Raw genomic sequence first — 26,977 nt, 5'->3', positions numbered from 1 at the left:
CTCTAAATTCTTTGGCAAGCGGCTTTTTGTTAATACTATTTTAAATACACTTACACTGCCTTTTTATTATCAAGATGTTTCAATAAAGCCCCAACCGCCGCCATAAATAGTTTCTGACCAGCAAGTCGTCATTATAAACGATTATCAATCCCGTACCGAAATATTATTTTATTGGAGATATTATCTTGAACAATACCATTGATTCTCGCGATAGTTATTTAAAAAATAAATGCGATATTACCTTTAAAGAAAATAATGTACTATTAAATATAGGAAATCATTATAACAAATTAAATAACATCCAAAATCAACATGACGTCCATTTTTCATCAAGTCAAGGATCGGCTTTTCAAAGGCAGCCTGGCGAAGATGATCCGTATGAAAACGCCGATGAAAAAGCGAGGGCGGACCGATTATTCGACTGCGTGGGATTATTTAAAAAAAATTCTGAAAGCTTCTCCTCCGCGGCGCCTGGAAAGAACATCGCCATCACGATCGCCGATAAATGCCTTAATATACTCACGAGAAAAATTATTCTGCCGAACGGCTATTCCATTTATGTCGGTGTGGTGGCCGATCGGTGGGTTATCTCCGACGGCGAACTATATCATATTGACGACCTCGTCCGCCCGCCAGACACCTGGCTCGACAATATGGCCTATTTGCTCCACCAACTCGCAGGGGTATTCCAAGGATGCGACGCGGCACGAATTTTCTCCATGGCGCCCCGCGCCATGCCCGCGCCGAACGCGGCATTGTTCAAGGCGTCCCAACACTTAACCCCGCATGGACATTCGCGACCCATACCGGCTCGCGTTCCGGACATAAGAGCGCAGATTATTGACTCCGCCCCGCTGTATCCCTCATCCTGGTTTTTGCCGGGCGCTCAGGGGGCAAGGGTAGGCATAGCCGGTTCGGCAATGCTATCTCCTTGGTTTCGGTTGTCAAAAAACTCGCCATCAGCCGCCTTAAAACGACAGCCCCGCAATGCCGATACGGCCACAAGCGAGCTGCCTTCCGCCCCGCAGTTACTGTTCCAGCGATCAATAACAGAAGTTGGATTTGATAAATCCAAGTTTATATGTGAGACAAATTTGCATATTGCAAATCATGCCGCCAGGGAGTTATATGCAGCCATAAAACAAGAATTTATTTCTCTGACCAGAGAAAAAATCTATACCCTGGGGTGGATGTCGGAGTTAAACGTTTATTTATATGATAAATTATCTGAAATATATAACGATGCGACTTACCTCAATAATAAAATTCAGTTTGCTGACATTATCATGATTAAAAAAAATGTTGAAAAAAACATTGATGAATGTATAAGTTCCAATATTAAAAAAACTACGGAAGAAAATTTTATCAAAGATAATTTCAGCGAACAGAGGACAATAGTTGATTTTTTTCCATACTTTACACAGCAACTTGAACAGGCCATGAGTGGAATTGATTTCAAAACATTTCGCGAGCTGATAGATTTTAAGAATGGCATATCCTATGCCGATGCCAAAAAAAATTTGCTGCAGCTTATCAAAGAATCTCCAACGGACAACGCAACGATATACAAAGATCAACTTTACATGCTGGGTATCATGCAGCAAGCCCAGCATACATATGAAAAATTATTAGTCAGCGACTCAATACCTTTGATAGACAGGCTTATCTATTTCAATCTTCGAGAAATATATCTTGCCATACTCGACGAGCATCCCAATCACCTTAAGAGGATCATCATTAAACGTTTTTATTATAATATATTTGAGTATAGCAGGAATAACGGACTTAGCATTCAAGGCAATTATCTCATCACGCCTGGAGAACTGACTGAGTATAGAAGTCTTTTTGACCGGTCGGAGCCGCCGCTAACCGAAGAGGAAATCGCCGAGCTGGTGGCCAACCAGATCGTGGATTATATTCACGGTAGCGATAAGTATCATCCCCATATCGATCGTTTAAATAGCGACATTGAATTCTATCGCATTCATCCGGTCAACAGCTCAAGGGTTCCAAATTGGCAAGATACCAGCATCCAGCCTTACAAAGATACCTTGCACTCACTTGATAAAAGCGTGGAAACCAATCTTGGGCGGATTGAGAATCCCTATTATCAACAGAATCCACAATGGATAAACAAACTCGTTGATCAAGTAAAATACGATAAGGAATGTATTTTACTCCTGAGCTTTCTTGAAAAGCTGCAAAGCTATCTTATTGCCATCGTTGATGAACATCAGCACGAACGGGTCATGTTAGGCAGTAACTCGGGCGAACAGCGGCTGGCGGAAGCGAAAATTCAGGCCATGATAATGGCATTCCCCGGTGATACGCGCCAGATGTCCCATCAGGACATTCTCACTCAGTATTTTGCCCGCGTTACCTCAGGGGATGTTGAACTGCTGTTGCGAGCGGCCATCTATTGGTACATAGATTATCATAATATTGGGCCAACGCGGCTAAGCGGGTTGAATTCTTTATTTATCATCAAGCAATTCCACGAGGCTAAAAAGCAGATTGCCCTGGCCTTCGAGACTCGTTCCGCTGAGAACTTCAAAAAAATATTCGAGTTGAAAACGTCAAGCGAATTTGATTCGGCTAAGGAATTTTATGATCAATTCATTCACTACAAGGATTATTCCTTACAGCAGGAAGCCCGGCAGTTTACCTATAAAACCATCTCCCGATCTGAATTGGATTATATGGATATGATCTATCCACCCAAAGAGGTTTACACCTTTAAAATTTTCTCTAGAAATTATGTGGCAAATTCTTTGGCCCCCAATACGGACATTTATTCTCCAAATAATAATTTCGGTACTTTTTCTTTAATTAAAACCTACAGCCATAAAATTATTATTGCCTGCAATCTTTTTAGCGCACCGTTTATCAAGGCGATCTCTTTAAGCGAGGGGAACGCGCTCTTGAAGCGCATAATACGTGAACATAAAAAAACCAATTTTAATCTTAATTGGATTAATCGTCATAAAATCCCCGTCGCGGCCGATGATTTATTAATGCTTTTTGATATTCAATACGTCAAATCAAAATTAAGCATGTCGCCGTTGAATCTTTTCCTGATTGAGCCAGAGGAGTTAATTACCAGTTTGCCTAAGCCGGATTATGTTCTGGTGGCGGGTGACGAGAAGGAAGAATACAAGACGTTAATAGATTTAATGGATTTTTGGAATACACAAATGTTGAAAGAGATAGTAGATCAGTTAAAAATATCATTAAGAGAAAAAAAGTGGTGGCAGGAACTTCTTGCACTAATACCGTTTTATGAGATTTTATGGAAATATTGGAATGATGCCGGCAACAAATTTAATGGTATTGAAATTATATTTGACACCTTTGATCTTGCAATAATGTTAGGGCAATTAACCACCAGCGCGGCCAAAGGCACGGGGGTGATATATAAACGATTATTGGATATCGCAGATATTGATACCCTGCCAGTAAAACAATTGAATCGTGTTATCTCACAAAAACTGGTGGAAGAACTGCCTTACATAGCAAGGAAAAGTTCTGGCTCTATCGTTAATAGCCTTTTCGGATATTTAAATCCATTACCGATACATGCTATTTTCTCAAGAAAAATAAAGAGCCATTTTTCAGAAAACATGACGACCATGATTACCTGGATGAGCAATTTCATCTTGAACAACATGGAACAAAAAATGACAAAATTTATTCAATGGTCTTCTGATATTGATAAAAATTTATTATCACAAATGAATAATGATGGCACTTTTACCCTGAATCAAGGGCAAGGTACCACACAGAATTTCATAGAGATAGACGACTATTTTTTTCAGGTTATCTGGGATGCTGCAGTAAAATCTTGGCGCGTGGTTAAACCCACCGAAGTCATGAATTTAAATTACGCAGTGCCAATGTATAAAAATGAAAAAGGTAAGTGGACTGCCAGCTATTTCTTAGATGGAGATCGATTTTCTCTTACAACCCGTTCCGGTCGCCGGACGAGACATGTCCATGAAGAGATTGACGTTCTGAAAATGGAGCCATTGAGGTCTATTACACTTCCTAAAGACAACTATAAAGATAATAAATGGATATATATTTTAATGTTGGAACTTATGATCAATGATTATACCCCATATATGGAAAGCTTATTTACTAATAGCAGTGATATGAGTAAAATGCTATCCGACTTTGTCACCTGCCTCATCAATGAATCTAAATTCCGGGAAGTATTCGCTCGTGAGACCGAGGATGACATCAATATGCACTTAGCCCATTTTGTTGCCGGGTTGAGAGAGGGCGGGGGCGTGCACGCCGCCTATCGTATGTTGCGCTTATGGCGAAATGAACACGACAGATCCCCGGTGGATCATATTGTCATCATCTTGAAGATCGATAAGAATGATTATATCGTCGATATGATGCACCTTCGCCCCTACGGGGCCGGGCTTGTTACGGAACGACAGGTTTTCAATGAACCAGAGTGGGCTCTTTTGATTAAAAAGGATATTAGCAATGACTTCCCCCTGATAAAATATAAGGACTTTATAAAAATAAATTCCGCTATCGCCTTTCCCTATCGCGAGGCGGGACATCCCGGAAGATACGTTAAAAGCGCATTATTATTGCGGGAACCCATATGGTATAAAACCGCAGTGATTAAATATCACTATCGATATGTCAAAAAAGCGCTGCCCTCCGCCTATGAATCCCCTTCTATTTTGTCAGCGGCACGGACCATGATTTTTTCATATGATCATCTTTATAGCACACAAAAAAAATATAATTTGAATATAACCTTCCCTTTTTTGATTCTAAACGAAGCAAAATTACTGGATGCGTGGGAATCGGAAGAGATTCAGCAGAAGGTCACACTGGCCCTAGGCCAGAATTATCCTACCCAGGGGTATATGTCCTCAATGGTTGAGATCATCGACAGCATCGAACTGTTAAAAATAAAGCCCGGAAAATTGCTGGGTATATTTTACGAAGAGGTTTTTTTAATCCATTTATTGCTCAGCGTGGGGGACGGTCGCTTCGCCGGCGTAGGCAATAATTTATTCAATCCTCAGTTCGATGCCGGGCCTTCTATCATATTGGCTGAAGAAATGGGCACTTTTGCCGACGGCAAGCTCACGGTGAGAGACACACACGAGCAATATAGCGTGATAGCGGGAAATCCCGTTAACGCGCCGGTAAATGAAACCGTAATGTCAGATAGATTCGCCCTGCAAACCGTGGTCTACCCTTCAGCGGATGAGGGGGAAAACGCTGGGGCAATATCCTATGCCGCGCGGGAAAGCATTCTGACACAGGATAACTGGACTTTGGCAGTGTCGCCAGACAACGAGAAGGTGCTGACGTTAAAAATGGAGGCCGTCGCCCATAATCTTTATCCTGTCTATAGCCGGGAAATGTCGCATATTATCCGCGGATTACTCTATGCCAATAGCCGGCTTCCCGACCTGGCGGATGTGCTATCTATAGAATTCATCACTCTCTTTGACGGTTTTGCAGTGGTTTCACACCGGGGACAAATCCTGGCCGATGACCTGCGTCTGGACATTCAATTGAATCCCTATCTAAAAACAGACAGTATAATGCAACGCCACCCACAATGGTTTACCCGCTTCTCGCCGGCGACTGACACATCCGAGGCTTCAGTGCACGCCCTGGATACCCCCCCGGGGGTTAAAGAAGGCGATCGGGGACATAAAAAAATAAAATGCCTCGCCGATATGGTGGAAATGCTTATCACGGTGAGAAAATCGCTAAATAGTGCCCGCATCAAACGAAACGTAAATTTATTACCCGCCATTTTCAGCGATCTTGCGCGGCTTGTCATTCGCGATATGAATTTTTATGATTTTACCGGGCAGTATCAGCATCAGCTGGATAAAGAATCAGAAGAGAAGATATATCATATATTGCGTGAATATCAGGATTATATTTCGGAAGGAGATGAATATTACCTGCAGTGTTATTTTGATATCCTGCTTTCCGTTGAGCAATTCCGGCGCATGGCTGAATCCATTTACCCCATGCCGCTGACAACCCCTAACGAAACGCTGCCGTTATGGCCATACATAAATTGAATGTTCACACCTAGGGAGCGTTCAACGCCCTGATTTCAGGGCATGACGCCCGGACATTCCTCTATGACCGGGCCATTGCCATGCGGGCAACCTGAGTCCTATTTGCTGTTAAAACACGCTGCCGCTAAACCAAGCCTTGGCCCATCGCGGAAAAAAACATTGTCACGTTAGCGTGGATGAGCGTTTTTTTAAAGTAATCACCATTTTTATGATCTAATAATCATGCATATTATTAATATGGTATATAAGTTTATTGAATATAGTTATGAGTTAAATAACTAAAAATCAATGTTATATGCATAGATCTTATAAATGCAACTTATTTACCACTTCACCCAGACGGCGCTTTCCACCGGCAAAATGCGATTTTGTTTGGCTATACGCGGTGTTAACGACAGCCCATGAATAAAGGCAGCATTGTGACATTTGAAGAATTGTTAAACTCTCTGGCTCTTGATACGCATTTAGATATTCGTGATGCAACAAAAAGTGGCGGATGCACCATTCGTTTTGATCAGCATATCAACATCACACTGGAACGTCATGATAAATGGGTTTATCTGTTCTCTCCCGTCATGTCGATACTTAATTCTTTGCCTGAGGATTTTTTCTCATCTTTGCTGCAAATCCATCTTTTTGGCCTTGCAACACATCATTGCTGGTTTGGCTATGACGCGGGAGGGCAGCGGGTTTTATTATTCTATCCGCTGGATCTCGAGTCAAGCACTTCGGAAACTGCCATGGACCGTATTGAAACCTTTGTAGACCAAGTACAGTATTGGCAAGAGAATTTACCGAATATCGCCAGTGCATTGAAACCTCCCCAGGAAGCGCGGATGGTGGCGGAACGTTTTAAAAGGAAATGGTAGATGAAAAGCGTGTCAATTCCCGCTTTCGGCATGCGAATAGCGGCATATGCAATTATTGATAAACGTAATAATCTCAATAGGCTGGTCAACCGTATATCCGGAGGCTCAGTCAATAGAGATACCTTGGCCAAGAAAATAGTCTCGGATATGATTACGCTGGGACAAGACGTCGTCGTTAATAGTGAACTATTAGGGAAGCGCAGCGCCGACATTGTTAATTTGAGTCGTAGCGTAACGTTTGATAATACCTTTCAGCAGGTGGAAGCAGGCGTTGCACCGCTTATTAAGTTAATCATGCAATCGAAAGGCCACTCTGTATTCGCTCAACGGGTGGCATCGGATATTATGTCATTCCTTGGTCCCTCTTTGCTGAAAGACCATGCCTTGGAAAGAGTCTTGGCGGCGTTGGCAAAACAAGAGGGAGGTGAAAATGTTCTTAAACTCGCTCTGGATAACGTTCTCTCGGGTTTTACCGGAGGGAAGATTCTCTCGTCCCCGCTCATGTCAGCCCTGAAACGCGCCATATTGGATAATACTGAATTTCAGGAAACATCTTATCTGCATACTATGGCGGCCTGGAAACTGCACCAGTTCCTTACGCCCGATTCCACGTTATTGCCCGACCCTCCCCTGGGATTGACACTCGCGGAAACGGCCATCGAGACCGGTATTTTTGTTGCTACCGAGGCCTGTCGGCAATTGGATAATCTGCAAAAGGCATTGAACATAACACCGGGAACTCAAAAAGCCACCGATCTCTTCACCGAATGTTGGCCCAGTGATTTAGCGGTTGCCGAAAATATCACGGCCAAGAATTTTGCCAATATTGTTATTGCGGCCAAAGCGACAAATCAGGAAAACATTCTTGACACTCACCTTGCCGCGTTACCGGACGGCGTACGCACCGCGTTACAACAGCAATGCAATGCGCTGAGGGGTTTTTTGGCCCGATTGCCGGCTGCGGAAATCAAGGTCGCACAAAATTGGTCCGGAGGCCTGGAGTTCATCATCTTGGACCAGACGAGTCGCCACCCGCCCTCCGCTGATTTAATAAAATATGGTGAGGAACTCAAGGTTCCGGTTCATATGCCGGCGGAACATGAGGGAACCATGTTTGATGAATCCTTCCTGAATGCTTTCAAGTCAGGCATCGATTTCAATATTGATGATAGCCAGCAGGGTTATACTCAGTGGATCAGGGATTTCGGTGCCAGAACAATTTATACGGCCAAAAGCCATCTCGGGTATCAGGGTGAGTTCACGGAGCACCAGAAGCAACAATTGCATAAGCTGTCGTTGATGGTTGATGGCAATCCCATGAGTATGTTGGCAATGACCCGATATTTAATCCCGGACAGCATTGCACATTCACTGGAGGATCGGCTATTAAATCAGTTTGAGCGCCAACTACCCGATCTCGTTTATGCCGATAATTTATGGATGAAAATAGACAAGCCCAAAGTGAGCTTTAGCGTCGATAAGGATAATACGGTCAATATCAACGCTACGCTTACCTGGCCGATATCGCACTACGGCCGGACCACCGAGGTGCTGCGGCCGGTTGAGGAAAATGCCGGAAGCATTACTTCCACCGTTCAAATCCGTCTGTTATGCAATGAAAAAGGTGTTGAGAATCAAGATATAATTATCAAAGATACCCGTATTGATTTAAAAGACAAATGGACAGTTGAGGCCTCGCCTAACCTCACCCTGACCGCCGGTCATGACTCCATGCCGTTAGAGTTGCAGGAGAGTTCTGCTTAAACCACACAACCCACTCCCATTCCCACTAGAATGCCGTTCAAGAAAGAACGGCATTAGACAATAACCGAGTTGGCGATTATTCACTTCTGAGCGGTGTAAGCAGGTCTTCCAGTCCGATACGCCGGAACAGTTCGGCGCGTACCCGGTCCGCCACGCCGTTTACCACTTCACAACCATCCTGTGAGGGGTCGATATGGCTGCGGAAGGGACGCGTGCCGAACGGCATATCCACCACCCGCACGATGGCTTTCGCCACCTCGGCGACATCGGCATCGGCCGGTTCCAGGGATGAAAGCCCCTTCAGGCTTTGTTCCGCCAATCCGGCATAAGGCCCCTGGTGATACTCCTCGGCGCGGGCCTGGTCGGCAGGAGAGCCTGAGTGGGCGAAATGGTTCGTGCCTTTAGTGAAGGCCCCCGGTACGATAATATTGGTTTCAATACCCCAGCGGCTCAGCTCGGAAGCGTAGGAAACGGCCAGTGAATCCATAGCCGCCTTGGCGGCAAAGTACGGCGACAGGTAAGGCGGAGTACCGCCGCGGGCGCTGCTGGAGGAGATCCAGACCACCAGCCCCCGTCCCTGCTTGCGCAACTGCGGCAGGGCGGCACGGTTTACCCGCTGGGTACTGAGTACGTTGATATCATACAGTTGGGCAAATTGTTCCGGGGTAAACGCTTCCGCCGGGCCGAAAGACATATGCCCGGCATTGTGGATAACCACATCCAGACGCCCGCAATCATTGATGATGTGGGTTATGCCGGCTTCAACCGAGGCGTCGGAAGCGACATCCAGTTCCACCGCCCGCAAATCCACACTGTTCTCGGAAGCGTAACGTTTGACGTCGTCCACCTGCGGCGCGTTACGCCCGGTTGTTTCACGCATACCCGCGTAAACGGTATGGCCGGCGTCGGCCAAGGCGCGTGCGGTGAGGGCGCCGAAACCGCTGGAAGCGCCGGTAATAACGATGACATTTTTCATGATGTTACCTGCGTATAGTAGGAAAATTCTGGAAATTTAAATCAAGCCGCCATTGGCACGTAATACCTGGCCGTTGATCCAGCTGCCGTCGGGGCCTGACAGGAAGGCCACTACGGCGGCAATATCTTCCGGCGTACCTAATCTTTCCAGCGGCGCCATTTTGGCCATGCGATCGATCACTTCCTGGGGTTTACCTTGTAAAAACAGATCGGTGCCGGTGGGTCCGGGAGCCACGGCGTTGACATTAATGGAGCGGCCACGCAGCTCTTTGGCCAGGATAGCGGTCAGGGTTTCCACCGCCGCTTTGGTGGCGGCATAAACGCCATAGGTTTCCAGCCGCAGACCCACTACGCTTGTGGAAAAGTTGACGATGCTGCCGCCGTTGCGCAGGCGACGGGACGCTTCGCGCATGCCGTTAAAGGTGCCTTTGAGATTGATGGCCATTTGACGGTCGAACAGGTCGTCGCTGCTGTCGGCCAGGCTGCTCAGATTCATGATGCCGGCATTATTCACCAGGATATCCACGCCGCCAAAAGCCTCATCCGCCCGGTCAAACAGTTTGGTAAAGGTCGCCGGGTCGCTGACGTCCCCCTGGGCGCTCAGGGCACGGCCGCCGGACTGTTCGATGCGGTTCACCAGCGCATCCGCTTCGGCCTGCTGACGGGAATAATTGATGATAACGACATGGCCGTCACGGGCCAGGCGTTGCGCGACCGCGGCGCCGATGCCTCTTGATGCGCCGGTGATTATGGCCACCCGCTCCGTTGATTGATTCATGTTGTTCTCCTGCCTTTTTTACGGCCGCACACCATTATGGGCCGGTAGAAACAGTATGGACCTTTTTATTAGCCGGATAATCGCCTATTATTCGTCAACACCATGCGAAAATAGCGAACAATACCTTGGACAGATACGATGCGATGAAGATCTTTACGCGGGTAGTGGAGCAGCGCAGTTTTACCCTGGCGGCGCAGGACTTGAGGGTTCCCCGTTCTACCGCCACCGATGCGATAAAACAGCTGGAGGCCCGGCTTAAGGTACGTTTGCTGCACCGTACTACCCGCCATGTCAACCCGACGCTGGACGGTGAAGCCTACTATCAGCGCTGCCTGATGATCCTGGCGGCGGTGGAAGATGCGGAGACCGCCTTTGCCGGCGCCAAACCCAAGGGCCTGTTGCGGGTGGACGTGCACGGCACCCTGGCCCGTCATTTTTTGTTGCCGGGTCTGCCGGCTTTTTTGCAACAGTATCCCGACATCGAGTTTTTTATGAGCGAGGGGGATCGGCTGGTGGATTTGGTTCGGGAGGGGATAGATTGCGTACTGCGGGTCGGCAAACTTAAAGACAGCGACATGGTGGCGCGGCGCTTGGGGGAACTGGCGGAAATCACCTGTGCCGCGCCGGAATATGTCAAACGCTATGGCCGGCCGGCATCACCGACGGATTTGGACGGACATCAAATGGTGGGCTTTCGCTCCTCGGCCACCGGCGCACTGATGCCGCTGGAGTTCAGCGCCGGCGGCGTATCCCGACCCTACCTGCTGCCCGCGGCGGTATCCGTCACCGGTGCGGAGAGCATGGTGACGGCGGCACGGCTGGGATTGGGTATTATCCAGGTACCCCGTTACCATGTCAGCGACGATCTGGCCCGCGGCACCCTGGTGCCTTTACTAACGGACTTTACCTCGTCATCCATACCGGTATCGGTGCTTTACCCCCGCAATCGCCAGCTCTCCCCCCGGGTGCGGGTGTTTATCGACTGGCTCGGGCAGGAGTTCGCCAGACGCAATATTTGACTCGATATCTGGGCCGCGTCATTGGCTAAACCGGTTCAAGCCTCCTCAACCCAGACCCGCATTTCGCCCTCACCACGGTTGGCCCAGCAGAAATAGGGGATAAACAGCAACGGTCGCGGCCGGCGCCGGGGGAGCTCGCCGTCATAGCGATAGAGCGGCTGTTGTCCGGCATCGGCATCTTGCAAACCATCCCCCGCGGCCTGGATCACTATTTTCCCGGTCAATATCCCCTCGCCGGGCACCAGGGAAAAATCGGTACCGGCGGCCAAACGCAGTTGATGTAAATTAGCGCCGTTATCGGCCTGTTCAAGGCAGTACACCAAGGGTCCTCGTTGCAAGGCGACCTTGCCCAGGTTCTGGCGCACCAGCGGATTGCTTCTGACCCGGCGCACCGGCATCGGCAAGCTCAACTGGATGCTGTCCCCTTCCCCCCAGGTCCGGGTGAAATAGGCATATCCCTGGCGAGAGCGAATCTCTACCGGCTCGCCGTTCAATACCGCGCTTGGCGCCGGGCACCAGCCCGGCAAACGCAGCGCCAGGGTGAACGCCGACGGAGAGGGAGAGGCCACCGTCAGTTGAATCTGGTCGTCCCAGGGATAGTTACCGGTTTGACGCAACGTCAGGGACCCTTCTCCCACCGGTACCGTGACTTCGCTGCCGATATAGAGATTAACAAACAGGGTATCCTCGGTTTGGCTATAAATATAATTGCCGAGCGAGCCCAGCAGCCGTGCAATATTGGGCGGACAGCAGGCACAGCCGAACCACTGCTGACGTTCCGGTTTAACATGATCGTAAATATGGTTGCATTTTATGGCGCCTGGATGGACCTCCAGCGGGTTGACGTAAAAAAAGTGTTTGCCGTCTAAGGCCATACCCGCCAATACGGTGTTGTAGAGCGCCCGCTCCATGACATCGGCATACTGGCCGTCGGCCTCCATTTGCAGCATGCGCCGGGCGAACATCATCATACCGATGGAGGCGCAGCTTTCCGTGTAGGCGGTGTCATTGGGCAGATCATAATCCGAGGTAAAGGCCTCGCCGTGGCTTTGGGCGCCGATAGCGCCGGTGATGTACATTTGGCGCCGGGTCATATCGTCCCATAAACGACGGCATGCGCGGCGTTTATCCTCATCCCCGCCGATGCGCGCCAGATGGGCGACGCCGGCCAGCAGATAAACAAATCTCACCGCATGGCCCACCGCCGTTTCCTGCAGCGCAATGGGCTTATGCGCCTGGCTGTAAGCCTTGTCTTTCACCATCCAGGCGGTGCCGTAATTTTGCCAATAAGATGTGCGGCCGCGACGTTCATATTCAAGATCATAAAAATGGGGTTCGGTGCCGCGCTGCTCGATAAAATAGCGTGCCAGGGAGAGATAACGCGTATTGGCGGTGGCGTCATACAATTCCATCAGCGCCAGTTCGATTTCCGGATGGCCCGGATAGCCTTGCAGCTGCTGCGGACCGGGGCCGAAAACCCGATTGATATGATCCGCCAGGTCGCAGACCACGTTGAGCAAACGGGTTTTCCCGGTGGCGCGATAGTAGGCGACACCGGCTTCAATCATGTGCCCCGCGCAATAGAGCTCATGGCATTCCGCCAGATTGGTCCATCGCTGTTCCGGCGCTTTAACGGTGAAATAGGTGTTTAGGTAGCCGTCGGGCTGCTGCGCGGCGGCAATCAGCTCAATGGTTTCATCGGCGGTGTGTTCCAACTGCGCATCCGGCTGCTGGCAAAGCATCCAGGCCACCGCCTCCAGCCATTTCGCCACATCGCTGTCCTGGAATACCATGCCGTAAAACTCTCCCTGGCTGCGCCCGGCCGCAATGCGGAAATTTTCAATCGCATGGCTGGGTTCCGCGTCGGCGACGCGATCGTTTAGCGCCTCCCACTGATAGGGCAACACCACATCCCTGACCAGTCGCTGATAACCCAGCCAAAAGGGATCCGTCAGCTTGAGGTGATGCAGGTCGATTTCGGATGTTTTTTCCATCTTTGATTCCTTACTCAACGTTTATGACAACTGACGATCCCGCAGATCGCTGGATATACGGGCCATGCTGGTATTATCCAGCCGGCAATAGCGCAGCGCCACCGCCAGTAATAAATGAAATATCGCCGGCAGGAAGGTTTCCATCATCCGGATGCCGTGCAGCGACGCGGGCGTTTGATTACCGATGCCGGGGGTATAGGCCACCAAAATAAAGACCAGGCTGATAATACCGGCGCTGGAGGCCCAGGAGAGTTTGATAAAAAACAGGTTAAAGGCGAAGCTCATGCCGGAAGAACGAATACGGGTTTTCCAGAAACCATAATCATCGGCAAACGCCATCAGGGAGAAATGCAGCGTCAGGGTAAAACCGAGGATGATATCGTTAATGAAAATGACCGCCAGCCAAAGGGTTTGATAGCGTGGCCCGGTGGGAATAAACCACATCAGGATACCCAAGACCGCCAGTATGATGTTGGTGTAATAATAAAGTTTGACCGTATCAATACGCCGGGATAAACCGTTGATGATCACGGCGCCGATAATGGACGCCACCGTGACGGCGGTGAAAAACAGCGACGCATAGCCGGACCCGCCGTGCAGCACATAGGTAATGAAATACATATAGCCGCCGCCGCGAATATTGAAGACATTTATCAGCAGAAAAGACATCAGCAGCATCAGCAGCAACTGGTCGTTTTGACGCAGCCCCCGCAAATGTTCCCGTGGTGAAAACTTACCCATTACGGTTAAGGGAACCCGTTCACGCACCCAGAAAAAGCAGCATAAAAACATAGCTACCGCAATAATGCACAATACCGCCACCCCGCGTTGGTAGCCCTGGGCGTTATTGCCGTCCCCCAAGCTCGCCACCAGCCAGGGTAATCCCACGGAAACCAGGAATCCGGCGATACCGCACAGCACGAAACGCCAGGCCTGGCAGGAGATCACCTCGCGATGGACGCCGGTCATGGTATTGATAAGCGCGCAATACGGAACATTGATGGCGGTATAACTCATGGAAAGCAGGAGATACGTGGCGAAGGCCCAGAGGATTTTGGCATTGGGGCCGACCTCCGGCACCGTAAAGGTCAGCACGCCGATGATGCCGATGGGCAGCGCAATCCATAGCTGCCAGGGACGAAAACGACCCCATCGGCTGACGGTCCGGTCCGCCACCACCCCCATCAGGGGATCGGATACGGCGTCCACCACCCGCAGCACAATAAACATCGTCCCCACCAGCGCGGGGGTGAGGCCGAAAATGTCGGTATAAAAGAATGTCAGGAAATTCATGATAAGGCAGGTTATTACGGTGCCCCCCGCATCGCCCAAACCATAACCGATTTTTTCGCGGATGGATAAATAACCGCCGGCGGTGATGGCCTGGTCGGCATTATTTGGTAGAGAGGTGGTTGTCATTATTTTCTCCTCGCCGATATACCCGTCATCTTTCACGTTACAGGTGCGTTGGCTTGCCGAAAGGGTTGAGAAATTGAACAGGCAATATATAAATATTTTTTATTGTTCCTACGATTAAAAGTCGCACACTAACCCTGTGGCAACAAGGTGTGGAAAAGGCAGAAAAAAGGTACGATTCCGACATGAATTTAAATTTGTGAAGCAGATCAATAGTGCGGACAGATGGGCTGACATACCTGGTGATATTTGCTAAGGTTAACAAAGTCAACGACTAAAGTAACTAATTATGCTAGAAATATCAGTTGATTATCCCATAAGGATTGAAAACGGCGGCCTGTTTATTTCACGGGGGTTAGGCCATCATCCCACTCGCATCCTGGAATCCTATGAATTGATTTTCATAGAACAGGGGATATTAGCGATTTGTGAGGACCAGCATGATTTTTATGTCAAAGCCGGCGAATCACTCCTGTTATGGCCGGGCAGAAAACATGGTGGGATCGGCAATTTTCCACCGGATTTAAAATTTTACTGGCTGCATTTCGGTATTATCGCCGCCGGTTCCGCGATACGGGAAGCCCTAAAATTACCCATACCGCAATACAGTAAAATACGCGATCCTCATCGGTTTATTACGCTGTTCAGACTGTTCCTCAGCGAACAGGAGAACCGTTCACCCGCTTCCTCATTGGAATTAATTCTGCTGTTACTGTTGCAGCAGGTGGCGGACGGCTGGACCGAAAGCACTGAACCGGCGGAGCCGGGTATGGCATTGGCCTGGAAGGCGCAACAGTTGATCGGCACACAGTTTCATTTGCCTCTCACCGCCTCGGGGTTGGCGGCACAATTATTCTGCAACGCCGATTACCTCGGGCGGGTATTTAAAATGACCTTCCGAATGACCCTCACCGAGGCCATTCATCGGCGACGCATCGGCAACGCCGAAAAGATGCTGGTGGCCGACTGCGGCGCCATTGCCGATATTGCAAAACGCTGTGGATTTCAGGATGTTGCCTACTTCCGGCGTCTGTTTCGCCGTCTTACCGGTTTAACCCCGCTGGAATACAAAAAACGCTACTGCAAGGAACATATCAATTCGGACATTTAGATTCTATTATCCTCATCCTCCACCAGCATCAGTCCGGCCCGTAAGCCCATTGCCACATTCGGGTTGGGGAAAAGCACCCACTCCCTGGCTTCCTGGACCCGATATTCACGCCCCGTCTCCTTTGCCAACAATTCGCCCCGGTTAAAAACGGTAAAATTCAGGGCGTCGGCGGGGATAGTCAAGGCGAAGTCCGCCTGGGTACGGTCAATCTGCTGGCTAACCCGGTATTTCTTCATAGGGGGCCCGAGACGCTCGGGTAATCGCCCGCCGTTGATAAGCGCCCGCAAAGCGGCTTGGACACGGCTGAATTGATCCAGGTCATTTGCGCCGAACGGCAGTGCCTTGCCCAGTTCCAGCGTGACGCTGGCGGCGGAAAATTGCGTGCTGCTGTAATGGGTAAAGGTGGAACCGGCGGCGCGATGCCTGACCAGGGCGTCCAACTCAGCGGCGTTGAGCCAGTGGAGCAGTGCGGGGTCATCGCCGGCGGGCTGATAGGGCAGTAATCCGAAACGTACGTGATACGATCCCCGAATCGCCGTATGCAGATCCAGGTGCCAGCGGGCGCGGTCCTCTGGCCGAAAGAACCGGCCGAGATGCCCTTGCAACAGCTGGCAGCGTAAGGTTTCGTTATTCTCCGCCATGGTCGCGCCCTTGTGGAGTACCGGGCCGGCATACCGAGGATCTGGTTGCGCGTCGGTGCGCCGCGAAAGGCCCTGGTCTTTTTTTACCGCGAGGTCCTGGCCGGCGGCAGGAACCTCACCGCAGGTTTTGTCCCTGGTAGCGCCGCCGGCGAACAGCCGGTTCATATCGTAATCAAGATAACGTTTTCCGGCCCGCAGCGCCTGCGGGTTGCCGAATATCACCAGTAAACGCGGTGCCAGCGGCATTCGTCCGGCCATGAGCTCCGCCAACAGAATGTTGACGAGCTCCACCGGCGCGGTTTCATTACCGTGAACACCGGCGGACAACACCAGGGACATCTGTGCCGCTCGGCGAGGCAATAGCTGGATAACCCCTTCGTCCAGCCATTCCCAGGTTAGCCACGGCGTTTCTCCCCGATGCTCAATCGGCGGGTGGCCGGCCAGCGTCAAGGCAAGAAAGTCAGCATCAGTCAATGAAACCTCCCCTGTTCAATCAGACGTCTTTTTAAAGCTCAGGCCCGGCGTCAGGGTTTCCGGCAGGGTCAACAGTTCGCTTTCCAGCGAGGCCATGGGCCAGGCGCAGTAATCCGCCGCATAATAGGCGCCGGGACGGTGATTGCCTGAGGCGCCTATTCCGCCAAAAGGCGCATTGCTGGCGGCTCCGGTTAGAGGTTTGTTCCAGTTGACAATCCCGGCACGGGCCTCCAGCAGAAGCTGTTCGAACTGCCGGCGATCGGGGGAAATCAACCCCATGGACAGGCCGAAACGAGTATGGTTCGCCAGGGCAATGGCCTCATCAAACCGGTCATAACGAATAACCGTCAACAACGGACCGAAATACTCCTCATCGGGGACATCCGCCATCCCGCTGATATCGATAATGCCCGGTGACAGCAGGCTGCTGTCGGGCAGCAGATGCGTCATTAACAGCAGCGGCTTGCCGCCGAGCGCCTGGAGCCGTTGTTGCGTGAACAGCAGGTTGGTGGCCGCGGTGGTCGTTATCAGGCCGCCCATGAAGGGCGGCGGCGTGCTGTCCCAAGGACCGACACGCAATGTCCCGCTCACCTCCACCAGACGGCGCAACAGCGCATCCCCCTCGGCCCCGCGCCTCACCAGCAGGCGACGGGCGCAGGTGCAGCGCTGGCCGGCGGAAATAAACGCGGACTGGATAATCACATTTACCGCCGCGTCCACGTCCTGCGCCTGTTCCACAATCAGCGCATTGTTGCCGCCCATCTCCAGCGCGAGCATTTTTTCCGGCCGGCCGCCCATATATTTGTGAAACCGATAACCGGTCGTGGCGCTGCCGGTAAACAGCACCCCGTCGATTTCACCGCTCATGCCCAGCGCCGCGCCGGTATCCGGCCCACCTTGCACCAGGTTGATCACTCCCGGCGGCAGCTCCGCTTGCTGCCATAACCGTACCTGGAACTCGGCAGTCATGGGCGTATGTTCGCTGGGCTTGAACACCAGGGTATTACCCGCCAGCAGCGCGGGGACGATATGGCCGTTGGGAAGATGTCCCGGGAAATTGTAGGGACCGAACACCGCCATGACGCCATGGGGACGGTGGCGTAGCGTGGCCCGGCCGTCGGCCATGGGCGTATCGCTTTCACCGGTACGGACCCGGTAGGCTTGTACTGAAATGGCCACCTTGTTGATCATGGACTGCACTTCTGTCTGGCTCTCCCAAAGAGGCTTGCTGGTTTCCTGGGAAATAATGGTGGCCAGTTCATCTTTATGCTGTGTCAGCAGCGCGGCAAAACGCTCAAGAAAACGGATCCGCTCAGTCAGCGGCAACCGGGCCCAGCCGGGAAACGCGGCACGGGCGGCTTGGCAGGCGGCCTCCACCTCTGACTCATCCGCTTCCTCACCTATCCATAAATGCTTACCGGAGACCGGGCAGCTTTTACTTAATAGCATGCCGTGACCATACAGCCAGTTACCGTTGATAAAGTGAGTCATGGGTATTTCTCCTTGGCGATTGAATGACCGCTGTTTATATTACCGCCGCGAGAACAGCGGCCTCCCGTCAGAGAGTATCCTACCTTGATGATAGGGCCGGAACGTTGACAAATGTCCCAACGGCTATGCCCTCTTGCTAACATGCCATGGGTCTGCCTGCGCAAAGAAGCGACGCTTAGAGCGCCCATAGCGAACACACCGGTTATAGGCTCAGTGCGCCACCCGCTTCAGCTCGTCATCGGAAAGACCGGTCACTTCCTTAATCATGATAAAGTCCAGGCCGCGCATAAAAAGCTGCCGTGCGACCTCTTGTTTACCTTCTTTTTTACCTTCTCTTTTACCTTCTCTTTTACCTTCCAGCCTACCCTCATCTTTCAATTGCTGCGCTATGGTCATCATTTCTTCTTTCTCCAAAAAAAGCGGCGCTTGTTCCGTTAATTTATCAATTAATAACTGGCTATCGAGTGTTTTACCCGTCTGCAAGATATAGCTAAACAGACTCTTGCGCAGCTCATGAGAAGGTTGCCAATGGTTTATCAGGATGCCGAGATCCTCCACCAACGTCCCTATATCCCGGATACGGATATGTTTTAGCACCAATTCCAGCATGGCAACCCGACCGTGAGTCTTGATTTCATCATCCGACATCATGGAGAGATCGATTACCGGAAATGGGCAGTTGTATACCTGTCGGGCTAATGCATTGTTGTCAAAACAATCAAACCAGTCGTTTTTGTAGGGATAACCTTTTCGGGTTCCATGATAAAACAGCAGCGGCACCACCACCGGCAAAACTTTATTCCCCATATCGAGATGCTGCTGCATGGCCGCCAGACTGTAACGCATCAAACGAAAGGCCATCATTTTTTGCGGGCTGCTTTGGTGTTCAATCAAACAATAGATATAACCCTTGCCTCGTCGGGTCCGCACCGAATACAACATATCCGAGCAGTGATGGCGCATATTGGGGTCTATAAAAGAGCCTGAACACAATGAGAGTGTATTAAAATTGCACTGTTGGCGTAAAGAGGGCGGCAAATGATTATTAAAAAAATCTCGAGCAACGGCGATTTCGCCAAGAAATTTCTTGAATAAAGCATCATGATGAGAATAATTTATTATCATATAGGATATCCTTATCACTAATTTTATATTAATAAGAAAGGTTAATTAATCAAAAAAAGAGATTATCTACGAATTATGCCAAACATCATAACGAGCCTAAATAATAAGTCGAACAAAAAAAGCAGCTCGATACAGCAAATAAATTTCGTATTAAACCGTATATTAGATGTTATTCATTTAAACTATACCCTCTTACCTGACGGCACAGCATTGTCGCAAAAACGCCTATCAATGATATTAATCCCATAGAATACACCGGCCGGCGGATGTCCCGCCGGGCCGGTCGTATTCACACTGACTATCGCCTTCAGGGGGCGGCTTTTATCGGCGGCTTGATGCGAAACCAGGCGGCGTAAAGCGCGGGCAGGAAAATCAGCGTCAGTACCGTACCGCCTACGGTGCCGCCGATAAGGGTAAACGCCAGCGAACCCCAAAAGACCGAAAAGGTCAGCGGGATAAACGCCAGTACCGCCGCCAGCGCCGTCAGGATCACCGGGCGCGCCCGCTGCACCGTGGCCTCCACCACCGCATCATAGGGGGTCAGTCCTTCATGCTGATTACTGTGTATCTGGCCGATGAGGATCAGGGTATTGCGCATGATAATCCCCGCCAGCCCGATCAGGCCCAGAATGGTATTGAACCCGAACGGCTGGTTAAACAGCAATAGCGTCGGCACCACCCCCACCAACGCCAGCGGCGCGGTGAGCAGCACCATGGCCATGGCGGACAGCGAACGCACCTGGAAAATAATCACGATCATCATCAGGATCAGCATTAACGGGAAAATAGCGGCCAGGGCGGTGTTGGCCTTGCCCGCCTCCTCCAGCGCGGCGCCGGTTTCGATGCGGTAACCCACGGGAAGTTTTGCCACGATCGGCTGTAGGCTTTTGATGATTTGCAGCGCCACTTCCGGCGGCTGTTGGCCGTCGGCGATATCCCCCCGCACGGTGATGGCGGTCATGCGGTCCCGGCGATGAATAATCGGATCCTCCATGCGGATATCCACAGCACCGATTTGTTCCAGGGGTATCCGCTGCCCCTGGCTGCCGGTGAGGGTAAAGTCCTTAAGCTTTGCCGGGTCCAGCCTTTCGCCGCCGGCGCTACGGGCTACCACTTCGACGGTGCGAATATCCTCGCGAACCTGGGTTACCGACACCCCGTTCAGTAAAAATTGCAGCTGTTGCGCGGCGTCTTGCGAACTGAGGCCGAAGGATTGCAATCGATCCTGATCCAGCACGAAATGGACGTTGGGCACCCGCTCGCCCCAGTCGGTATTCACCTGTCGCATATAGGCGTTATCCAGCATCACCCGCCGGACCTGGCGGGCAATGCCCCGCACGGTTTCACGATCCGTGCCCATGACCCGGAACGCCACCGGAAACGGCGAGTAGGGACCGAATACCAGCTGCGTCACCCGCACCCGCGCCTCGGGGGCCAATCCGTCCGCCACCGCCTGCCGCGCATGGTATTTCAGCGTTTCCCGGGCCTGTTCATTGTCGGTAAGCACCACGATCTTGGCGAAGGAGGGATCGGGCAATTCCGGCGACATCGCCAGGTAGAATCGCGGCGCGCCCTGGCCGATGTAGGAGGTGACCAGTTTGGCTTCCGGCTGCCGCTCCAGCCACTCCTCCACTTTAGCCGTCGCCGCGCTGGTGGCTTCGATGGCGCTGCCTTCCGGCAACTGCACTTCCAATAACACTTCCGGCCGGTCGGAGACGGGAAAAAACTGCTGTTTCACCGCCCCCAGGCCGAAAAACGCCACCAGGAAAAACACGCCCACCGCCAGCACCACCTTCTTGTTATGGGCCACCGCCCGGGCAATCAGGGAGCGTAGCTGTTTATAACGGGGCGTACCGTATATCGCCCCGTGCCCGCCCGGAATAGGCTTGATGTCAGGCAATAACTTCACGCCGAGATAGGGCGTAAACGCCCCCGCCACCAGCCATGAGGTAAGCAGGGCAAAGGCCACGATCCAGAAGATATTGCCGGCGTATTCACCGGCGCTGGAGGCGGCGAAGCCCACCGGCATCAGGCCGATGGAGGTCACCAACGCCCCGGCCAGGCGGGGCGACGCGGTGCTGACCCAGGCCTGGCCGGAGGCGTGGATCCGATCAAACCCCTCCTCCATGCGCACCACCATGGTTTCAATGACGATGATGGCGTCGTCCACCAGCAGGCCCAGAGCCAATATCAGCGCGCCGAGGGTAATGCGGTCGAAGTCGCGACCGGTGGCCAGCATAATCACAAATACCCCGGCCAGGGTCAGCGGCACCGCCGCCGCCACCACAATCCCCACCCGCCAGCCGAGGCTTATCAGGCTGACGGTTATCACTACCGCCAGGGCGACGAAAAATTTCAACATGAATTCGTTGTAGGATTCCTTGATATTCACCGCCTGATCGGTGACTTTGGCGAACGTCAGGCCTAACGGCATCCCGGCGGAGATGGCCGCCGCTTCGTTCTCCAGCGCCTTGCCCAGCACCAGCCCGTTATAGCGATCGCGCATCACGATACCGAGCAACAGCGCCGGTTCGCCCTGATTGCGGATCAAATAGGTGGAGGGATCTTCATAACCACGCTTTACGTCGGCCACATCGGAAAGCTTCAGCGTCCGACCGGCGGCAACGATGGGGGTATCGCGGATTTTTTGCAGACTGTTGAACGCCCCGTCCAGTCGAATCTGGATTTGCGGTCCGTCGGCATCGATGGAACCCGCCGGCGTCACGCTGTTTTGCGCATTCAGGGCGGTAAAAATATCCCGGGCGGAGACACCGAGAGTCGCCAGACGGGCATAAGAAAACTCGACGAATATCCGCTCGGGCCGCTCGCCGATAATATTGACTTTTTTGACTCCCGGCACGCCCAGCAGGCGCTGGCGCAGGGTTTCCGCCTGGCGCACCAATAAGCGCGGCGGTTCTCCCCGGGCTTTCAGGGCATAGAGTGCAAAGGTGACATCGGCGTATTCGTCGTTAATGGTAGGGCCGATAACACCCACCGGCAGATTGGCGGCCTCATCGCCGAGCTTCTTGCGCGCCTGGTAGAACTCCTCCTGAACCTCCGACGGAGGCGTGGAGTCTTTCAATGTGAGGGTGGTAAAGGCCAAACCGGGCCGGGTATAGGTTTCAGTCCGGTCATACCATTTTAATTCCTGCATCCGCTTTTCCAGCGGTTCGGCAACCTGATCCTGCATTTCCTGCGCGGTGGCGCCGGGCCAGGCGGTAACCACCGTCATGACCTTGATGGTAAATACCGGATCTTCCGCTCGCCCCAATTTCAGGAAAGCGAAGGCGCCGGCGGCGGAAATCGCGACGATGAGAAACAGCGTGACTGCCCGCTCGCGTACCGCCAGGGCGGAGAGATTAAATCCGCTCATTTCACCGCCCCGCCATTATCGGCCAGGCGCACGGCTTCGTCCTGATGCAGTAAATGAGCGCCGAGGGTGACAAAACGATCGCCGGGTTTTAAGCCGTCGGAGAGGATAGCGCTCTCTTCCGTCAAGCCGGAGAGCCGAACGGCCCGCCAGACCGTTTTGGGTTTGTCCCCCGCCACCAGCCAGACGCCGGGGCCTTGTCCTTCATCGTACACCGCGCCCAGCGGCACGCTCACCAATCCGTCGGCGCCGGGATCGGGCAGTTCAACGGTGACGGTAGCGCCAAGAGGTGCGGTAACCATAGCGCCTGTCAGCACATAACGGGCTTCAAAGGTGCGGGTCTGCGGATCGGCGGCATCGGATAACTGGCGCAGCCGCGCCGCGCCGGTCATGGGACGGTCGCCATATAAACTGGCCTGGCCGATGGAATCAAGGGGGGGCCGTTGTGTTTCCGGCAGATACACCACCGCTTCCCGCGGGCCGGCGTGGGCCAGCTTCACCACCGTTTGTCCGGCGGTGACCACCTGCCCCGGTTCGGCCAGGGTCTCCATCACCACCCCGTCGTCATCGGCGGTCAGCACCGAATAACCGGCCTGGTGACGGGCGACATCCTCCTGAGCCTGCGCCGCGCTGAGCTGTGCGCGGGCCGAATCGGCGGCGGCCTTGGCCTGATCATAGGCGGAGGCGGAAACCACCCCTTTCGCCACCAGCGTCCGGTAGCGTCGTTCGTCAGCGGAGGTTTGCGCCGCCAGCGCCCTGGCGGCGGTCACCGCGCCGGTTTGCGCTTCGGCGGCCAGGGTTAAATCAGCGGGGTCGATTTGCATCAACGGCTGGCCGCGTTTTACCGTCGCGCCGGTGTCCACCAGACGCCGCACCACCTTACCGGCGACACGAAAACCCAGGTCGCTTTGCACCCTGGCCACCACGGTGCCGGTATAGGCTTTTTCAGCGTGATTAAATTGATCCACCACGGCGGTGCGCACCAGTGGCGACTCGGTACGGGGATCCGGTTGCTCGGCCGGACCGCAGGCGGTCAATCCCAACGACAGGGGGACGGCAATAACAGCCAGGAAGAGGGAACGATTGCGGAACATGATAATCCTCCGGAAAAACGGAAGAGTCAGTCTGACATCTAGTGACCAAATATGTCAATGGTCACTTAATGCGATCAAGCATTACAATTAATCAATGTAAAAATCGTCTTGGAGAATCGATATAGCTCACTCATGGATTAAATCGGCGTGATCAATGCGTCGCCAAACTTCGCAGTATCAGTTGGATAAGATCATCGATGGCGGCGGGAATGCCGTCAAGTTTATGCTGCAATAATAAGGGGTTAACAAAAGATTCCATAGCCAGGAATATGGCGCGGCACTGATCATCAAGGGGGGTCCGTACCTCGAATTCCCCCGTTTCCCGTCCCTGGCGCAGAATATTTTTCAGCAGTTCCCGCACCTGCCGCTCATATTCCTGGGATGAAGGCCATTTTTCCCCGGTGGAGTATATGACGATGTCATACAGGCGCCGATCGGAGAAAAACAGATCGGTGCTGCCGGCGGCGATGGTGCTAAACAAGATGCGCAGGCCTTCGGCGGCGGTAGCGCTTTCAACAAGCGCTTCCCGCACCTTGTCCAGCAGGCTGTTGAGGCATTGATGGCAGATGGCCTCGCCAATGGCCTGTTTCGATTCGAAAAATTTATAAATATAGGCCTTGGAGAAACCGATGGCCTTTGCCAGATCCGATACGGTGGTTTTGCCGTAGCCGTAGTAGCTGAAATGCTCATCGGCGGCCAGCAGAATCTGATCGCGAATACTATGGTCCGCCGGCCCCCGGGGCCCGGCATGAGGGGATGCTTTTATATTCATGGACGCATTATACACTGTGTGTGAAACAAAAAAGGAAAGGCATCTTCCGGCCGCGACGGCCTGGATACTGACCTCGCGCCGAAAACGGCTAAGCTATAGTTAAGCATACACTCTTCATATTTGACGGCATATGCGCCCATTCAGTTAATCAGATGAGGACATCCGCAGCATGACTGAACGACCTAAGACCGACGCGGCGCGGCGTATTGGCGATCACGGCATTATCGGCGATTTACGCACCTGCGCGTTAATCGCCGTCGATGGCACCATAGATTATTTTTGCTGGCCCGATCTGGACAGTCCCTCGATATTTACCGCGCTGCTTGACAACGATAAGGCCGGTATTTTCAGTTTATCTCCCGATTGGCCCGACGCTCGCCGCCAACAGATCTACCTGCCGGATACCAATATCCTGCAAACCCGCTGGCTGGACGACCTTGGCGTGGCGGAAGTGACCGATTATATGCCGATCTGCGACGATCCACGCAAAATGCCGCGGATCATCCGCCGTTTGACCGTGTTGCAAGGTGAGGCGAATTTTGCTCTACGCTGTGAGCCGGTTCATGACTATGCCCGCGCCGCCACACGCGCCTGCCATCACGGAGACGCGGTGGATTTCAGCGCGCCGGGTCAGCCGGTCTTGCGTCTGGCGGGCGGGGTACCGCTGCACATCGAGGACAACGCCGCGGTGGCCCGCTTTATTCTCAAGGCCGGGGAATCCCTGGAGTTCGTTTTCGGCTGTGCCGAGGATGAGCGCGTGGCGGCCGGGGACAATCTGGCCGGTTTCACCGCCACCCTGCGCTATTGGCGGGCCTGGTGCGCCGCCAGCAATTACCAGGGCCGCTGGCGGGAGATGGTGAACCGTTCAGCCCTGGCGCTTAAACTGCTTACCTCCCATCGCCACGGTTCCATTGCCGCCGCCGCCACCTTCGGACTGCCGGAACATCTGGGGGGCGAACGCAACTGGGATTATCGCGCCTCCTGGATTCGCGATGCCTCGTTCAGCGTTTATGCGCTGATGCGCCTGGGTTATACCGAGGAGGCCGCCTCATTTATCAAGTGGGTCGGCCGCTGCCTGGAGCACAGCCAGTTCCAGCCCGATAAGCTGCAGGTGATGTATCGGCTGGACAGCGAAACCGATTTGCCGGAGGAGGATTTGCCCCATCTGTCCGGTTATGCCGGCTCAACGCCGGTGCGCATCGGCAACCAGGCTTACCGGCAGGTGCAGCTGGACATCTATGGCGAACTGATGGACGCGGTGTATCTGGCCAATAAATACGGCGAAGCCATATCCCATCGCGGCTGGGAGCATATCAGCAAGATGATCGATCATGTCAGTCAAAACTGGAACCAGGCGGATGCCGGCATCTGGGAAATGCGCGGCGAACCCCGGCACTTTCTGCACTCGCGTCTGATGTGCTGGGTGGCCATCGACCGCGCCCTGCGGCTGGCGGCGAAACGATCCCTGCCGATGTCTTATGAGCGTTGGGATCAGGCCCGCACGGCAATTCGCGAGGACATCTGGACCCATTTCTGGAATAAGGAACTGGGCCATTTTACCGCCACCCGCCACGGGCGCGATTTGGATGCGTCCATGCTGCTGATGCCGCTGTTCCGGTTCGTCGGCGCCACCGACCCCGACTGGCTGGCTACCCTGGATGCCATTAAACATTCCCTGGTGCAAGACGGGCTGGTACGGCGCTATAACAACGCCGACACCCCCTCCGATCCGCTGCCCGGCGATGAGGGCGCGTTCGCCGCCTGCTCCTTTTGGTACGTGGAGTGCCTGGCTCGCGCCGATCGCCTGGAAGAGGCGCATTTTGAATTTGAAAAGCTGCTCAGCTACGCCAACCCCCTCGGGCTGTATGCCGAGGAGTTCGATCGACGGGGTTATGCACTGGGCAATACGCCCCAGGCGCTGACCCACCTGGCGCTGATCAGCGCGGCATTCTTCCTGGAGCGCAAGCTGAACGGCGGCGAACCGCTCTGGCAGCCTTGAGCCGCTGA

At 52.8% G+C, this 26,977-nt stretch carries 16 protein-coding genes; 6 read left to right on the top strand and 10 right to left on the bottom strand.

Going from position 1 to position 26,977, the window contains the following annotated elements; all coding sequences use genetic code 11:
- Positions 1 to 185: 185 nt before the first annotated feature.
- The 3 genes from HB631_RS05935 (at position 186) to HB631_RS05925 (ending at position 8,710) form a co-directional block, all read left to right on the top strand.
- Positions 186 to 6,077, top strand: a complete 5,892-nt coding sequence (locus HB631_RS05935; RefSeq protein WP_213990238.1) for a hypothetical protein — start codon at positions 186 to 188, stop codon at positions 6,075 to 6,077.
- Positions 6,078 to 6,478: 401 nt separating this feature from the next.
- Complete coding sequence (locus tag HB631_RS05930; RefSeq protein WP_213990237.1) at positions 6,479 to 6,946, top strand: type III secretion system chaperone; 468 nt, start codon at positions 6,479 to 6,481, stop codon at positions 6,944 to 6,946.
- Positions 6,947 to 8,710, top strand: a complete 1,764-nt coding sequence (locus HB631_RS05925) for a hypothetical protein (RefSeq protein WP_213990236.1) — start codon at positions 6,947 to 6,949, stop codon at positions 8,708 to 8,710.
- Positions 8,711 to 8,786: 76 nt separating this feature from the next.
- On the opposite strand, the gene HB631_RS05920 is transcribed toward HB631_RS05925, so the two are convergent.
- Together HB631_RS05920 and HB631_RS05915 are read right to left on the bottom strand one after the other, a co-directional pair.
- A complete protein-coding gene (locus HB631_RS05920; RefSeq protein WP_213990235.1) occupies positions 8,787 to 9,686 on the bottom strand; it encodes an SDR family oxidoreductase in 900 nt (299 codons plus the stop codon).
- A 36-nt stretch (positions 9,687 to 9,722) separates the two neighbouring features.
- Complete coding sequence (locus tag HB631_RS05915) at positions 9,723 to 10,463, bottom strand: SDR family oxidoreductase (protein WP_213990234.1); 741 nt, start codon at positions 10,461 to 10,463, stop codon at positions 9,723 to 9,725.
- A 125-nt stretch (positions 10,464 to 10,588) separates the two neighbouring features.
- On the opposite strand from HB631_RS05915, the gene HB631_RS05910 reads away from it, so the two are divergent.
- Positions 10,589 to 11,482, top strand: coding sequence for a LysR family transcriptional regulator (locus HB631_RS05910; RefSeq protein WP_213990232.1), 894 nt, complete (start codon positions 10,589 to 10,591; stop codon positions 11,480 to 11,482).
- Positions 11,483 to 11,517: 35 nt separating this feature from the next.
- On the opposite strand, the gene HB631_RS05905 is transcribed toward HB631_RS05910, so the two are convergent.
- Together HB631_RS05905 and HB631_RS05900 are read right to left on the bottom strand one after the other, a co-directional pair.
- Positions 11,518 to 13,476 (bottom strand): beta-L-arabinofuranosidase domain-containing protein, encoded by a 1,959-nt coding sequence (locus HB631_RS05905; RefSeq protein ID WP_213990231.1) that lies wholly within the window; start codon positions 13,474 to 13,476, stop codon positions 11,518 to 11,520.
- 21 nt (positions 13,477 to 13,497) lie between these two features.
- Positions 13,498 to 14,895 (bottom strand): MFS transporter, encoded by a 1,398-nt coding sequence (locus HB631_RS05900; protein ID WP_213990230.1) that lies wholly within the window; start codon positions 14,893 to 14,895, stop codon positions 13,498 to 13,500.
- A gap of 286 nt (positions 14,896 to 15,181) precedes the next feature.
- Between HB631_RS05900 and HB631_RS05895 the strand changes: the two genes are divergently transcribed.
- Entirely contained in the window at positions 15,182 to 16,003 is an 822-nt protein-coding gene (locus tag HB631_RS05895) for an AraC family transcriptional regulator (protein WP_213990229.1), read from the top strand.
- Here HB631_RS05895 and HB631_RS05890 read toward each other — a convergent pair.
- From HB631_RS05890 to HB631_RS05865, 6 genes are all read right to left on the bottom strand, one after another.
- On the bottom strand, positions 16,000 to 17,118 hold the full coding sequence (locus tag HB631_RS05890; protein WP_255556838.1) for a succinylglutamate desuccinylase: 1,119 nt from the start codon (positions 17,116 to 17,118) through the stop codon (positions 16,000 to 16,002). The two genes, HB631_RS05895 and HB631_RS05890, sit on opposite strands and share 4 nt — an antisense overlap.
- A 15-nt stretch (positions 17,119 to 17,133) precedes the next feature.
- Positions 17,134 to 18,609: a succinylglutamate-semialdehyde dehydrogenase gene (gene astD, locus HB631_RS05885; protein ID WP_213990228.1), complete on the bottom strand. Its 1,476-nt coding sequence runs from the start codon at positions 18,607 to 18,609 to the stop codon at positions 17,134 to 17,136.
- A gap of 210 nt (positions 18,610 to 18,819) precedes the next feature.
- Positions 18,820 to 19,734 carry an Rpn family recombination-promoting nuclease/putative transposase gene (locus HB631_RS05880; RefSeq protein WP_213990227.1) on the bottom strand — a complete coding sequence of 305 codons (915 nt, stop codon included), beginning with the start codon at positions 19,732 to 19,734 and terminating at the stop codon, positions 18,820 to 18,822.
- A 307-nt stretch (positions 19,735 to 20,041) separates the two neighbouring features.
- A complete protein-coding gene (locus HB631_RS05875) occupies positions 20,042 to 23,107 on the bottom strand; it encodes an efflux RND transporter permease subunit (protein ID WP_213990226.1) in 3,066 nt (1,021 codons plus the stop codon).
- Positions 23,104 to 24,198, bottom strand: a complete 1,095-nt coding sequence (locus HB631_RS05870; protein WP_213990225.1) for an efflux RND transporter periplasmic adaptor subunit — start codon at positions 24,196 to 24,198, stop codon at positions 23,104 to 23,106. The genes HB631_RS05875 and HB631_RS05870 overlap by 4 nt, the downstream gene beginning before the upstream one ends.
- A gap of 151 nt (positions 24,199 to 24,349) precedes the next feature.
- A complete protein-coding gene (locus tag HB631_RS05865; protein WP_213990224.1) occupies positions 24,350 to 24,970 on the bottom strand; it encodes a TetR/AcrR family transcriptional regulator in 621 nt (206 codons plus the stop codon).
- 169 nt (positions 24,971 to 25,139) lie between these two features.
- Between HB631_RS05865 and HB631_RS05860 the strand changes: the two genes are divergently transcribed.
- Positions 25,140 to 26,969, top strand: coding sequence for a glycoside hydrolase family 15 protein (locus HB631_RS05860; RefSeq protein ID WP_213990223.1), 1,830 nt, complete (start codon positions 25,140 to 25,142; stop codon positions 26,967 to 26,969).
- Positions 26,970 to 26,977: the final 8 nt, after the last annotated feature.

It is taken from the genome of Sodalis sp. dw_96, assembly GCF_018449575.1.
Classification (GTDB): Bacteria; Pseudomonadota; Gammaproteobacteria; order Enterobacterales; family Enterobacteriaceae; genus Acerihabitans.
Note: the sequence above shows the minus strand (reverse complement) of the source record. Positions and strands in the feature narration are given on the sequence as shown.